Genomic DNA, 12,639 nt, shown 5'->3' on the forward strand with positions numbered 1-12,639 from the left:
GTGGACATGCCCCAGCAGCGTGCCGAGGGCGCGGGCCCCTTCACCACCCGGCTCACCTGGCAGCGCCCCGAAGGGGACACGGTGGTGTGGGAGTCGCGGCCCGCGCGCCGGCGCGGAACGCTCGCGGTCCGCAGCCCCGGCGGGACGGCCGTCAGTACCGCCGACGCCGAGGCCCTGCGCCGGCTGCGTCGCCTCAACGGCATCGCGTCCGCCGCGTTCGTCGTCGGCGGTGCGCTCTTCGCCCTCGGCGCCGCGGTCTCGCAGTTCGGCTGGGGGGACACGGCCGAGAGCGCCGTCATCTACTTCGCGGGAGGCCTGTTCTTCAACACGGGCGGCTACGTCTCCCTCCTCCAGGTGCTGAACGGGCCCCGCCACACGCCGGAAGGCGGCGGCCGGCTGGTCACGGGTGCGTGGAAGTGGTGGGGGTACGAGCCGATGCGCCTGGACTGGCTGAGCACGTTCGTGCTGTTCGTCGGGACGCTCGTGTTCGGCATCAACCTCCTGGACTCCTTCCTCCAGGGGCTCACCGTCCAGCAGGCCAACCGGCTGATCTGGACCCCCGACGTGATCGGATGCCTGCTCTTCCTGCTCTCCGGGCACCTGGCGTTCATCGAGATCTGCCACCGCCCCTGGCCCTGTCTGCGCTCGCGCAGCCTCGGCTGGTGGGTCGTCGCGGTGAACCAGTTCGGATCGGTGCTGTTCATGGGCTCGGCCCTGGCGGCCTTCACCCTGCCCGCCACCGGCAACCTGGTCGACACGGGCGTCGCCAACTGGGGGACGCTGTGCGGAGCCCTCTGCTTCTCCGTCGGCGGCGTGCTCCAGGTCTTCGAACGCCCCTAGAGCGCGGCCCGCTCGGGGACGTTCGTCAGGGACGCCAGGAGCAGGGCGATGTCGTCCGGCCGGTCGGCGGTGCCGCCGATCAGCCGGTCGGCGGTCTCGGTCAGCGGAACCGGCAACGCCGCGGCCAGGGCCAGCCGTAGCCGCTCCACCCCCTCGTCGATGTCCACGCCGGGCCGCTCCACCAGCCCGTCCGTGTACAGGGCGAGGACCGCGCCCGGCTCCAGCCGCAGATCCGTGACCGGGTACGAGGCCTCCGGGTCCACGCCGAGCACCACTCCGCCCGCCAGGTCCAGCACCTCCGTCCGGCCGTCGGGGCGGCGCAGCAGCGGCTGCGGGTGCCCCGCCCGGACGGCCTGGGCGGAGCCCGAGGCCGGGTCGAGCACCACGTAGCAGCAGCTGGCGAACTGCCCCGGATCGAGGTCGATGAGCAGCCGGTTGGTGCCGCGCACCACCTGCTCCGGTGTGCTGCCGGCCAGGGCGAAGGCACGTACCGCGCTCCGGAGCTGACCCATGGTCGCGGCGGCGGCCACCCCGTGGCCCTGGACGTCGCCGATGACCAGGGCCAGCCGGCCCGATCCGGCCTCCACGACGTCGTACCAGTCGCCGCCCACGTCCATGCCCGCGGAGCCGGGCAGGTAGCGCCCGACCGTGTCCACGTGCTCCCGTACCGGCAGCCGGTGCGGCAGCAGCGCCGCCTGGAGCCCGTGGGCCAGCGCCGCCTCGCTGTCGTAGCGCCGCGCCCGGGCCAGGGCCTGCGCGATCAGTCCGGCCAGCGCGGTCAGCACCGTACGCTCCTCCGGGCTGAACCCGCGGGGCGCGTCGAAGCCGAGGATGCACGAGCCGACCGGCCGCCCGGACGCGATCAGCGGCAGGAAGGCACGGGCGCCGACGTCGGCGTCCAGGGGGATCCCCGGATAGGCGGCGGCCAGGCGCTGCATCGACTCGAAGAACAACGGCCGGCCCGTGGTCAGCGTTTCCACGCCCGGCAGCCGGACATCGAGCGCGACCCCGTCGAACCGGTTCAGGAAGCCCTGCGGGAAACCGGTCTCCCAGGCCAGGTGCAGATGCCGCTGGTCGAGCAGGTAGATCGCGAGCTGGCGGCCGCCGAAGGCGGGCAGCAGTTCCTCGGTGACCACCGCCGACACCTGCCGGGCCGTGACCGCCTCCGTCAGCGCGATGGCGAGGGCCACCGGCCGGTACAGCGCGGACGCCTGGTCGGCCGGCGAACCCAGCCCCGTGGCGGGGTCCGCCGGCGACGCCGGCGCGTAGGCGGGCGGGTCGGCCGTGCCGATCGTGACGGTCACGCCGTCGGATGCAGGATAGAGGCCCACCGACAGCCATTCGCCCGGCGGATGCCGCCCCCGCCGGGCGGAGAAGTGCACCGGCTCCGAGGACATGAAGACGGCCCGGAAGTGGTCGTCGTGCGAGGGATGGCCCAGCCACGGCAGAGCCTCCCACAACAGCCGCCCGTGCAGGTGCCCGGAGCCGACGCCCACCAGGCGCTCCGCCGCGGAGTTGACGAAGCCGATCCGGCCCTGCCGGTCCAGGGACAGGACCGCCTGCGCGAGCCGCTCCACGGCGCCCCGGGCTCCCGCGGCCCCGGCCTCGGGCGCCTCAGCCGGCACGCTGACCGGATCCCCCTCCCACTCCACCGGCACCCCGGCCGCGGACAGGGCGGACAGCTCGCGCGCCAGCTCCTCCGCGGCCTCCCGGAGCCGTTTGCGGTCCCCGGCCCCGACCGGGGCACCCGGGGTGGGCGGGCGCAGCACCAGCAGTACGCCGAACCGCTCCGGCCCGTCGGCCACCGGTTCGTACAGCGAGGCGAAGGGGAAGGGCAGGCCGGCGACCAGCTGCGGGAAGCGGCTCATGGCCGACGCGGCGTCGGGGAGGTGCACGGCCTGCCCCGAGCGGTAGGCCTCGGCCACCGGAAAGGGCCGGTTGACCTGCATCCGCCACCAGGGCCGGAACAGCGGCAGCGGCAGTCCCGTGAACAGGGCCAGCAGCAGGAGCTCGCCGGAGCGCGAGCGCAGATAGACCCCGCCCGCGTACCCGCCCACGGCCTCCATGGCGCTCACGGCGGCCCGCGCGAGCGCCTGGACCATGGCGTCGGTGGCGGCGCCGGCGCTGTCCGCTCTCGCCCTCACACAGTCAGGATGCGCCCTCGGCGACGGCATCGGCATCCCGGCACCGAGGCCGCGCGGACCGGGTCCGAGGCCGCGCCCACCGGTAGCCGGAGCCCGGCGCGCTTCCCCCACCGCGCGCCGAGCCGGCGCACAGCCGGCCCCGCGAACGCGCCCGCGCGCTGATGACCGAGGGCGGGAAGGGGCGGGCGGAGGTGCAGCGATAGGCCGACCGCTTCCCTCGTCCGGGGGACGTACGGGTGTGCGGGCGGCCACCCGCACGCGCTGCGGGGCACGATACGCACGCGTCCCAGACCCCCGGCAGGCCCCGGAAGGCAGAACATGCGGTTCCAGTACGACACCATCGGCGAGCGCTACGCGGAGTCCACGAACACGGCGGCCTTCTCCGCGGCCGACACCTACACCCTGCACGGGGCCCTCGACGCGCTGGGCGGCCTGCGCGGCCTCGACGCCCTCGACCTGGCCTGCGGATACGGCTACAACACCCGGCTGCTGGCCCGCGGCGGGGCCCGGCGGACCGTCGGCGTGGACGTCTCGGAGGAGATGATCCGGCAGGCCCGCGAGCACGAGGCGACCAAGCACCGCACCGACGTGGAGTACCTCGTCGCCGACGCCACCGGCCTGCCCGACCTCGGCCCCTTCGACGTCGCCACCGCCGCCTACGTCTTCAGCTACGCACCCGACCGCCGCGCCCTCCACGCGATGTTCCGGTCCGTCCGCGCCAACCTGCGCGCGGGCGGCCGGCTGCTCGCCATCGTGCCCAACGCCGGGGCGTTCCCGCGGGTGGACTGGTCACCGTACGGGGTCCGGATCCTCGACCGGGTCCCCGACGGCGACGCACCACTGCTGAAGGCACACTTCCTGACCGAGCCGCCGGTGCCCTTCGAGTTCCGCGAATGGGCCCACGCGGACCTGGCCGAAGCGGCCGTCGAGGCGGGCTTCGTCACCGTCGGCTGGCAGCCGAACCGGACCCCGCCCGCCGACCCCGTACGCGACGAGGCCTACTGGAAGGCCTACCGCGCCTGGCCGATCAGCTCGCTGATGACCTGCACGGCCTGAGTCGTGCACCGCGGGCGTCCTGCGGCACCGGGCCGACCCGGCCGCGACAGCGGCCGCCGGGCCCGGCCCCGGCCGTCACAGGTCCGCAGCCGACCGGACCAGCTCGATGATCCGGTCGCGCGCCGCCCGCCCCTCGGGCACCGGCAGCAGCGGGTACCCGTGCGGCAGGCCCGCCGCTTCGTGGAACTCCACCTCGACGCCCTGCGCGCGGGCCCGGCGCACCAGCTCCCGGCTGTCCGTCGCGAGCACGTCCCGGGTGCCGCTGAACACCGTCAGCGGCGCCAGCCCCCCGAACGCCCCCCGCAGCGGGCTGACCAGCGCGTCCTCGACGTCCAGCGTCCCCGCGTACAGCCGCCCGGCCTCCTTCAGCCCCGCACGGGACAGCACCGGATCGGCCGCCTCGATCACCGCCTGGTCCGGATGGCTCATCGTCACGTCCAGCCAGGGCGAGAGCAGCACGATCCGCGAGGGCTGCTCGCCGGCGCGGTCGCGCAGCCGCTGCGCGGCCGCCAGTGCGAGCCCCGCCCCGGCCGAGTCGCCGATGAGCACCGTCCCGCCGTCACCGCCGCCCGCGATCAGCCCGCTCAGCAGGTCGGTGGCGACCGGGACGGTCCGGTCCGCGGTCCCGCGCGGAGCCAGCACGTACGCCGGTACGACGACCCGCGCCCGCCCCTGCGTCACCAGCGTCCGCACGAGCTCCCAGTGCCGGCGCTCCAGCTCGCCCACGTAGTCGCCGCCGTGCACGTACAGCACCTGCACCGACGGCTCGACCCCGAGCGGGGACACGTCATACACCGGCCAGGCGCCCACGAACGTCCGGGAGATGTCGGCGACCCGGCCCAGCCGGCGCGGCGGCAGGTGCGACGCGGGCCGGCGGGCGGCCGAGGCCACCCGGTCGCGCACCGCCTCGGCGCCCGCGGACCGTCTTCGCCGCCCCCCCACGGCCATGGCGACCGAAAGCGCCCTGCTGCGCAGACTCGGCACGCCCCTCACCTCCCCTTTTCCCTGCCCCGTCAAGGGAGGAGCATAGGCGTGAAGACACACTCGTGAAGCTGCGCTGTCGGCCTGTTTAAGAAAGTCTCGATGGACTGATCACCACGGTGATCGGCAGATTGGTGCCCGTCACCGACGCCGCCGGGCCCCGCACGCTCGCGGCGCCCCCTTCCGCATGCCTGGAGCCACCCATGAAGGCACTCGTCAAGCACAAAGCCGAACCCGGCCTGTGGCTCATGGACGTCCCGGAGCCCGAGTACGGCCCCGGCGACGTGCTGATCAAGGTGCTGCGCACCGGCATCTGCGGAACCGACCTGCACATCCGCTCCTGGGACGGCTGGGCGCAGGGCGCGGTCAAGACCCCGCTCGTCCTCGGCCACGAGTTCGTCGGCGAGGTCGCGGCGGTCGGCGCGGACGTGCGCGACATCGAGCTCGGCGCGCTGGTCAGCGGCGAGGGCCACCTGGTGTGCGGCAAGTGCCGCAACTGTCTCGCCGGCCGCCGCCACCTGTGCCGCAGCACGGTCGGGCTCGGCGTGGGCCGCGACGGCGCCTTCGCCGAGTACGTGGTCCTGCCCGCGCAGAACGTCTGGGTGCACCGCACCGCCGTGGACCTGGACGTCGCCGCGATCTTCGACCCCTTCGGCAACGCCGTGCACACGGCGCTCTCCTTCCCGCTGGTCGGTGAGGACGTACTGATCACCGGCGCCGGCCCGATCGGCATCATGGCGGCCGCCGTGGCCAAGCACGCCGGCGCGCGCAACGTCGTCATCACCGACGTCAGCCCCGAGCGGCTCGAGATCGCCCGAAAGGCGGGCGCCACCCTCGCCGTGAACGTCGCCGAGTCCTCGATCGCCGAGGCCCAGACGCAGCTCGGCCTGCGCGAGGGCTTCGACATCGGCCTGGAGATGTCCGGGCGCGCCGAGGCGATGCGCGACATGATCGACAACATGACGCACGGCGGCCGGATCGCCATGCTGGGTCTGCCGGCGACGGAGTTCGCCGTCGACTGGGCGAAGGTCGTCACCTCGATGATCACGATCAAGGGCATCTACGGCCGGGAGATGTTCGAGACCTGGTACGCGATGACGGTGCTCCTGGAGGGCGGGCTCGACCTCAGCCCCGTCATCACCGGCCGCTACTCGCACCGCGACTTCGAGGCCGCCTTCGACGAGGCGTCGACCGCCCGCAGCGGCAAGATCATCCTGGACTGGACGGCGTAGCGCCGACCGCCCCCGTCCCACCGAACCATCTCCCTCCGGCCGGGCCCCGCACACCCTCCCCCCTCCGCGGGGCCCGGCCCCCTCCGCCGCACAAGGAGCACGCAGCATGTTCGAGACCGTCCGCGACGACCTCCGCACCACCCTCGACGAGATCCGCTCCGCCGGTCTGCACAAGCCCGAGCGCGTCATCGGCACCCCGCAGAACGCGGCCGTCGCCGTCACCTCGGGCGGCACCGCGGGCGAGGTCCTCAACTTCTGCGCCAACAACTACCTGGGCCTGGCCGACCATCCCGAGGTCGTCGCCGCCGCCAAGGACGCGCTGGACCGCTGGGGCTACGGCATGGCCTCCGTCCGCTTCATCTGCGGCACCCAGGAGGTGCACAAGGAGCTGGAGGCACGCCTCTCGGCCTTCCTCGGCCAGGAGGACACGATCCTCTACTCCTCCTGCTTCGACGCCAACGGCGGCGTCTTCGAGACCCTCCTCGGCGCCGAGGACGCGGTCATCTCCGACGCCCTCAACCACGCCTCCATCATCGACGGCATCCGCCTGTCCAAGGCCCGCCGCTTCCGCTACGCCAACCGCGACATGGCCGAGCTGGAGACGCGCCTGAAGGAGGCCACCGAGGGCGGCGCCCGCCGCAAGCTGATCGTCACCGACGGCGTCTTCTCCATGGACGGCTACGTCGCCCCCCTCCAGGAGATCTGCGACCTCGCCGAGCGCTACGACGCCATGGTCATGGTCGACGACTCCCACGCCGTCGGCTTCGTCGGCCCCGGCGGTCGCGGCACGCCCGAGCTGCACGGCGTCATGGACCGCGTCGACATCATCACCGGCACCCTCGGCAAGGCCCTCGGCGGCGCCTCCGGCGGCTACGTCGCCGCACGCGCCGAGATCGTCGAGCTGCTGCGCCAGCGCTCGCGCCCGTACCTCTTCTCCAACTCCCTCGCCCCGGTCATCGCGGCGGCCTCCCTCAAGGTCCTCGACCTGCTGGAGTCGGCCGGAGACCTGCGCGAGCGCCTCGCCGCCAACACCGCGCTCTTCCGCACCAAGATGACCGAGGCCGGCTTCGAGATCCTGCCCGGCGACCACGCCATCGCCCCCGTGATGATCGGTGACGCGGCAGAGGCCGGCCGGATGGCCGAGCTGCTCCTGGAGCGCGGGGTCTACGTGATCGGCTTCTCCTACCCGGTGGTGCCCATGGGCGCGGCCCGCATCCGGGTCCAGCTCTCGGCGGCCCACTCCACGGCCGACGTCGAGCGCGCGGTGGCCGCGTTCGTCGACGCCCGTGCGGCGCTGGAGACCACCGGGGCCTGAGTGACCTCCGCATCCTGAGACAATGGTGCGGTGATCGACCCCCGCCGGCTGCGCATCCTGCGGGCCGTGGCGGACCACCGTACGGTGACCGCCGCGGCCGCAGCCCTCTACCTCACCCCCTCCGCCGTCTCCCAGCAGCTCGCGGCGCTGGAACAGGAGACCGGGCACGCCCTGCTCACCCGCAGCGGCCGCGGCGTACGGCTGACGGCGGCGGGGGAGATCCTGCTCGGCCATGCCCACGAGGTGCTGGCGCAGCTGGAGCGGGCGGAGGCCGAGCTCGCGGCGTACGCGGGCGGCTCGGCCGGCGAGGTCACCGTGGCCGCCTTCGCCACGGGGATCGCCGAGGTGCTCGCCCCGGCCATCGCCCGGCTCGCGCTGGAGCGGCCGGGCATCAGGCTGCGGGTGCGCGACGCCGAGGGCGACCAGAGCCTGCCGCTGCTGCTGGACGGTGAGGCGGACCTCGCGCTCGCGGTCGAGTACCGGGGCGCGCCGGGCGCCGACGACGGCCGGCTCTCCGTCCTCCCGCTCTACGCGGAACCCTTCGACGCGGTGCTGCCCTCGGGGCACCCGCTGGCCGACCTGCCGACGGTGTCGCTGGCGGACCTGTCCGACTCGGACTGGGTGGGCCAGTACCCCGGCAACCCGTGCCACGACGTGACGCTGCTCGCCTGCGAACTGGCCGGCTTCCAGCCGCGGTTCGCGCACTCCTCCGACGACTTCCGCGCCGTGACGGCGCTGGTCGGGGCCGGGGCCGGGGTGGCGCTCGTGCCGCGCTCCGCGCTGCGGGGCATGGACCTCAAGGAGGTCCAGGTCCGCCCGGTCGCCGGACCGGCCGCCACCCGCCGGGTCTTCGCCGCCACCCGCCGCGGAGCTGAGACCCACCCGCTGATCGCCCCCGTCCTGGCGGCACTGGTCCGGGAATCGGAGCGCCTGCCGGCCCACTGAAGGGCGTGGTGGCCGGTTCTGGACACCGCGTGCCGACCGACCGGCCGATTGACCGACCCATTGTCTGCTGACCGGCCGACGGACTGACCGGCCGACCGTGGTGCCGCTGCCGCTGCCGTTCAGACCGTGACCACGTGGACCCCCGCCGCGGTGAAGGCCCCGGCCACCGCCGGGGCGAGGCCCGTGTCGGTGACCAGGACGTCCACGGCCGAGGTGGCGCAGATGCGGGCGAAGGCGCGGACTCCCAGTTTGCTGGAGTCGGCCGCGACGACCACCCGGCGGGCGCGTTCGCACAGCAGGCGGTTGACCGAGGCCTCGTCCTCGTGCCGGGTCGCCGCACCGTCGCGCGGATCGAAGCCGTCCACGCCGAGGACCGCCGTGTCCACGGCGAGCTGACCGAGGACCTGCTCGGCGAGCGGCCCCGTCAGTTCGTACGACTGGGGGCGCGCGACGCCGCCCGTCAGCACGATCTTGAACTGCGGCCGGATCACCAGCTCGCCCGCGATGTTGAGCGCGTTGGTGACCACGGTCAGCGCGGGCGAGCCCTGGGCCAGGTCCGGTCGTCCGGCCAGCGCACGCGCCACCTCCGTGGTCGTGGTGCCGCCCGTCAGCCCGATCACCTCGCCCGGGGAGACCAGCGCCGCGACGGCCTCGCTGATGCGGCCCTTCTCCGCGGCGCGCCGTGACGTCCGGTAGCGCAGGGGGAGTTCGTAGCTGACCCCGTGGAGCACCGCGCCGCCGCGCGTGCGGACCAGCAGCTGCTGTTCGGCGAGCTGGTCGAGGTCCCGGCGGATCGTCGCGGCGGACACCCCGAGGGCCTCGGCCGCCGGTTCCACCTCCAGCTCGCCCCGTTCCACCAGCAGGTCCAGCAGTTTCTGCCAGCGCTCCTTGCGGGTCATCGGCCGCCCCCTCCCGTGCTCGTCCCGTGGCTCCCGTCGGGCCACCCGGCGACACTAACTCAGCAGATCACCCCGTGGTTGCTTGAAGTTGCGCGAAAGCGCCGGATATCTTGCAGGAAAACGCAGAACAGGACTGCGGAGCTACAGAACTCCGCTGCACGCGCACCGCCACACGCAAAACGCATTCAGACCCGTCTGTCGCACGAGGGAGCCTGTATGAGTCACGTCGCGTACGAGTTGGGCACGCAGCCCGCATGCTGGGAGCGGGCCGCCGAACTGGCCCCGGCCCGGCGGGCGGTGCTCCCGCAGCCGGGGGAACGCACCGCGATCGTCGGGTGCGGCACCTCGTACTACATGGCACAGGCGGCAGCCGTACTCCGGGAGGAGGCGGGGCAGGGGCAGACCGACGCCTTCCCCGCATCGGAGTTCCCGCGCCACCGCCGCTACGACAGGGTCGTGGCGCTCACCCGCTCCGGCACCACCACCGAGGTGCTGGACCTGCTGGCCGCGCTGCGGGACGCGGGCGTGCCCACCACCGCCGTCATCGGCGATCCGGCGACCCCGGTGATGACGCTGGCGGACGAGCTCGTCGTCCTCGACTTCGCCGACGAACGGTCCGTCGTGCAGACCCGCTTCGCGACCACCGCCCTCACCCTGCTGCGCGCCCACGTCGGGCTGCACGGCCCCGAGGCCGTCACCGACGCCCGCACCGCCCTGGAGGAACCGCTCCCCGCGGAACTGGCGGGCCGGGGCCAGTTCACCTTCCTCGGCCGCGGCTGGAGCGTAGGCCTCGCCCACGAGGCGGCCCTGAAGATGCGCGAGGCCTCCCTGTCGTGGGCCGAGTCCTACCCGGCGATGGAGTACCGGCACGGGCCGGTCAGCATCTCCGGACCCGGCACCGTCACCTGGTCGCTCGACGAGGCCCCCGACGGGCTCGCCGATCAGGTCCGCCGGACCGGCGGCCACTGGGTGGCCGGCCGGCTCGACCCGCTCGCCGAACTGGTCCGCGTGCACCGCCTCGCCCTGGCCGTGGCCGCCGAACGCGGGCTGGACCCCGACGCGCCGCGCAACCTGACCCGCTCGGTGATCCTCACCACCGGCGAGGAGGCGGTCCGATGACCCTCGTCTGCGCGGGCGCCCTGGTCAGGGAGGCGGCCGGCGCGGGCCGCGCCGTCGCCGCCTTCAACATCATCACGCTGGAGCACGCCGAAGCCGTCGTGGCCGGCGCCGAGGCGGCCGGACTGCCGGTCATCCTGCAACTGAGCGAGAACGCAGTGAAGTTCCGCGGCGGGCAGCTGCTGCCCATCTCCCGCGCCGCGGCCGCCTGCGCGGAGGCCGCCGGGGTCCCCGTCGGGCTGCACCTCGACCACGTCAAGAGCCCCGAGCTGCTGCGGCGGGCGTGCGACGCGGGCTACAGCTCGGTGATGTACGACGCGGCCCAGCTCCCGTACGCCGAGAACCTGGAGGCCACCCGCTCGGCCGCCGACTGGGCGCACGCCAACGGGCTGTGGATCGAGGCCGAACTCGGCGAGGTCGGCGGCAAGGACGGCGCCGCCCCGCCGGACCCGCACGCGCCCGGCGCCCGCACGGACCCCGACGAGGCGCGGCGGTTCGTCGCCGACTCCGGGGTCGACGCCCTGGCCGTCGCCATCGGCAGCATCCACGCTATGACCAGCCGGACCGCCGCCCTCGACCACGCCCTGCTGGCCAGGCTGGCCAAGACGGTGGAGGTGCCGCTCGTCCTGCACGGCTCGTCCGGGCTGCCGGACTCCGAACTCGCGGCGGCCGTCGCGGGCGGCATCCGCAAGGTCAACATCGGTACCGCGCTGAACCTCGCCATGACGGAGGCCATCCGAACCCACCTCACCCCGGCGGACCCCCGGCCGTACCTGACGGCGGCCCGCTCGGCGATGACGGCGACGGCCACGGCTATGATCGGCGCCCTGAACTGAGTCTGCATCGGGGGCGGTCGTGGACGTACGGCGGGGACAGCCGGGGCAGCGGGAAGAGCGGGTGCGGCGGGAACCGCGGGGTCGTGTCGACCGCAGGCGCTTCCTGCTGATCGCCGGGATCCCGCTGCTGACCGTGGGCGCGGGTACGGCTTACGCCGTCTGGCCCGGACCGGACCGGTCCGGGCCACAGGTCCGCACCGACCTGGAACCCCTGAACGCGCGCTTCGGCCCGTACGTGGGGACGCTCGTCGAGGCGCACTGGCTCGGCTACGACATCGACGAGCCCCCCGGCGGCAGCCGCACCGTCCCGGGCCCCGACTCGAGGATCCGCCTGGTCGGCGTAGCCCGTCTGGCAGCCGGTGGCGCGGCGGCGGTCACGGGCCGGGCGGAGTACGCCTTCACGCCCGCGGCCGCGCCGTCCGAACCGCCCGCCCCGCTGGTGCCGTACCTCCCGGCCGGCGCGGCCTGGCAGCACAGCCCCCGGTTCGACGCGCACGCCAACCGCGAGGGCGCCGAGGGGAACCCCTCGGGCGAGTACCTCTTCGACCCGGCCCGGGACCTCGTCCGCTTCGACCTCCTGTACCTCTACACCTGACGGGCGGATGCCGGGGGTCAGATGCCCACGGCCCCGTCGATCCGCTCGCGGAGCAGGTCCGCGTGGCCGTTGTGCCGGGCGTACTCCTCGACCATGTGGATCAGCACCCAGCGCAGGGACACCCGGCCGCGCCAGGCGTCGTCGGCCTCGACGTCGAGGCCGGGGGCCTCGGCCACGAAGCGTTCGGCGAAGGCCACTTCGTCACGCCAGGCCTCCCACGCCTCCTCGACGGCGGCGGGGTCGTCGGGCTGCGCCCCGTCGAAGTCGCCGTCGGGATCGTCCTGCGAGGAGAAGCGGGGCGGGGCGTCCTGACCGGCCAGGACCTGCCGGAACCAGCGGCGCTCCACGTCCGCCATGTGCCGGACCAGCCCGAGCAGCGAAAGCGTGGACGGTTCCACCGAGCGCCGCGCCAACTCGGACCCCAGCCCGGTGCACTTCAGCTCCAGCGTCGCCCGGTGGTCCGCCAGGAAGGCGGCCAGCATGGGCCGTTCCCCGCCGGTCGCGGGACCGGCGAAGCGGCGGTCGCGCTCGGGCTCGACGAAGAATTCCGCTCTGCTCCGGGGGATCGTCATGGTGGCGAGTATGGCCGACAAGGCGAAACGGGCGGTACGCGGGTCCTTCCGAATTCTTGCAACAGGTTCTAATCTGACCGCCGCCATACGCCATACGCCATACGCCAT

At 74.1% G+C, this 12,639-nt stretch carries 12 protein-coding genes; 8 read left to right on the plus strand and 4 right to left on the minus strand.

All coding sequences use genetic code 11. The features are described from left to right. Positions 1-840 carry a hypothetical protein gene (locus IH80_RS0123500; protein WP_107056881.1) on the plus strand — a complete coding sequence of 280 codons (840 nt, stop codon included), beginning with the start codon at positions 1-3 and terminating at the stop codon, positions 838-840. Here the strand turns inward: IH80_RS0123500 and IH80_RS0123505 are convergent. Beyond that, a complete protein-coding gene (locus tag IH80_RS0123505; RefSeq protein WP_078906717.1) occupies positions 837-2,942 on the minus strand; it encodes a SpoIIE family protein phosphatase in 2,106 nt (701 codons plus the stop codon). The two genes, IH80_RS0123500 and IH80_RS0123505, sit on opposite strands and share 4 nt — an antisense overlap. A 360-nt stretch (positions 2,943-3,302) precedes the next feature. Between IH80_RS0123505 and IH80_RS0123510 the strand changes: the two genes are divergently transcribed. Beyond that, the gene (locus IH80_RS0123510; RefSeq protein WP_030963089.1) at positions 3,303-4,040 is read left to right on the plus strand and encodes a class I SAM-dependent methyltransferase; all 738 of its coding nucleotides are present in this window, start codon (positions 3,303-3,305) and stop codon (positions 4,038-4,040) included. A gap of 75 nt (positions 4,041-4,115) precedes the next feature. On the opposite strand, the gene IH80_RS0123515 is transcribed toward IH80_RS0123510, so the two are convergent. Next, positions 4,116-5,024, minus strand: a complete 909-nt coding sequence (locus IH80_RS0123515) for an alpha/beta hydrolase fold domain-containing protein (protein WP_037880894.1) — start codon at positions 5,022-5,024, stop codon at positions 4,116-4,118. 200 nt (positions 5,025-5,224) lie between these two features. Here IH80_RS0123515 and tdh point away from each other — a divergent pair, with 200 nt between their 5' ends. The 3 genes from tdh (at position 5,225) to IH80_RS0123530 (ending at position 8,513) form a co-directional block, all read left to right on the plus strand. Next, positions 5,225-6,253 (plus strand): L-threonine 3-dehydrogenase, encoded by a 1,029-nt coding sequence (gene tdh, locus IH80_RS0123520; RefSeq protein WP_030963091.1) that lies wholly within the window; start codon positions 5,225-5,227, stop codon positions 6,251-6,253. A gap of 106 nt (positions 6,254-6,359) precedes the next feature. After that, positions 6,360-7,568: a glycine C-acetyltransferase gene (locus IH80_RS0123525; RefSeq protein WP_030963094.1), complete on the plus strand. Its 1,209-nt coding sequence runs from the start codon at positions 6,360-6,362 to the stop codon at positions 7,566-7,568. A gap of 30 nt (positions 7,569-7,598) precedes the next feature. Then, the gene (locus tag IH80_RS0123530) at positions 7,599-8,513 is read left to right on the plus strand and encodes a LysR family transcriptional regulator (RefSeq protein WP_030963095.1); all 915 of its coding nucleotides are present in this window, start codon (positions 7,599-7,601) and stop codon (positions 8,511-8,513) included. A gap of 119 nt (positions 8,514-8,632) precedes the next feature. Here the strand turns inward: IH80_RS0123530 and IH80_RS0123535 are convergent, their stop codons facing one another. Then, positions 8,633-9,412: a DeoR/GlpR family DNA-binding transcription regulator gene (locus IH80_RS0123535; protein WP_030963096.1), complete on the minus strand. Its 780-nt coding sequence runs from the start codon at positions 9,410-9,412 to the stop codon at positions 8,633-8,635. A 216-nt stretch (positions 9,413-9,628) separates the two neighbouring features. Between IH80_RS0123535 and IH80_RS0123540 the strand changes: the two genes are divergently transcribed. The 3 genes from IH80_RS0123540 (at position 9,629) to IH80_RS0123550 (ending at position 11,959) form a co-directional block, all read left to right on the plus strand. Beyond that, entirely contained in the window at positions 9,629-10,531 is a 903-nt protein-coding gene (locus tag IH80_RS0123540; protein ID WP_030963098.1) for an SIS domain-containing protein, read from the plus strand. Then, entirely contained in the window at positions 10,528-11,364 is an 837-nt protein-coding gene (locus IH80_RS0123545) for a class II fructose-bisphosphate aldolase (protein ID WP_030963099.1), read from the plus strand. Before IH80_RS0123540 ends, IH80_RS0123545 begins: the two co-directional genes overlap by 4 nt. Positions 11,365-11,425: 61 nt before the next feature. Next, on the plus strand, positions 11,426-11,959 hold the full coding sequence (locus IH80_RS0123550; RefSeq protein WP_030963101.1) for a hypothetical protein: 534 nt from the start codon (positions 11,426-11,428) through the stop codon (positions 11,957-11,959). 17 nt (positions 11,960-11,976) lie between these two features. On the opposite strand, the gene IH80_RS0123555 is transcribed toward IH80_RS0123550, so the two are convergent. Continuing rightward, a complete protein-coding gene (locus IH80_RS0123555; RefSeq protein ID WP_030963102.1) occupies positions 11,977-12,531 on the minus strand; it encodes a DinB family protein in 555 nt (184 codons plus the stop codon). Positions 12,532-12,639 lie beyond the last annotated feature (108 nt).

It is taken from the genome of Streptomyces sp. NRRL S-378 (genome assembly GCF_000720645.1).
Lineage (GTDB): Bacteria > Actinomycetota > Actinomycetes > Streptomycetales > Streptomycetaceae > Streptomyces.

Coding starts and splice junctions, on each gene's coding strand:
- IH80_RS0123540 (WP_030963098.1), top strand. CDS start 9,629: ATGAGTCACGTCGCGTACGAGTTGGGCACGCAGCCCGCATGCTGGGAG.
- IH80_RS0123525 (WP_030963094.1), top strand. CDS start 6,360: ATGTTCGAGACCGTCCGCGACGACCTCCGCACCACCCTCGACGAGATC.
- IH80_RS0123535 (WP_030963096.1), bottom strand. CDS start 9,412: ATGACCCGCAAGGAGCGCTGGCAGAAACTGCTGGACCTGCTGGTGGAA.
- IH80_RS0123545 (WP_030963099.1), top strand. CDS start 10,528: ATGACCCTCGTCTGCGCGGGCGCCCTGGTCAGGGAGGCGGCCGGCGCG.
- tdh (WP_030963091.1), top strand. CDS start 5,225: ATGAAGGCACTCGTCAAGCACAAAGCCGAACCCGGCCTGTGGCTCATG.
- IH80_RS0123555 (WP_030963102.1), bottom strand. CDS start 12,531: ATGACGATCCCCCGGAGCAGAGCGGAATTCTTCGTCGAGCCCGAGCGC.
- IH80_RS0123510 (WP_030963089.1), top strand. CDS start 3,303: ATGCGGTTCCAGTACGACACCATCGGCGAGCGCTACGCGGAGTCCACG.
- IH80_RS0123505 (WP_078906717.1), bottom strand. CDS start 2,942: ATGGTCCAGGCGCTCGCGCGGGCCGCCGTGAGCGCCATGGAGGCCGTG.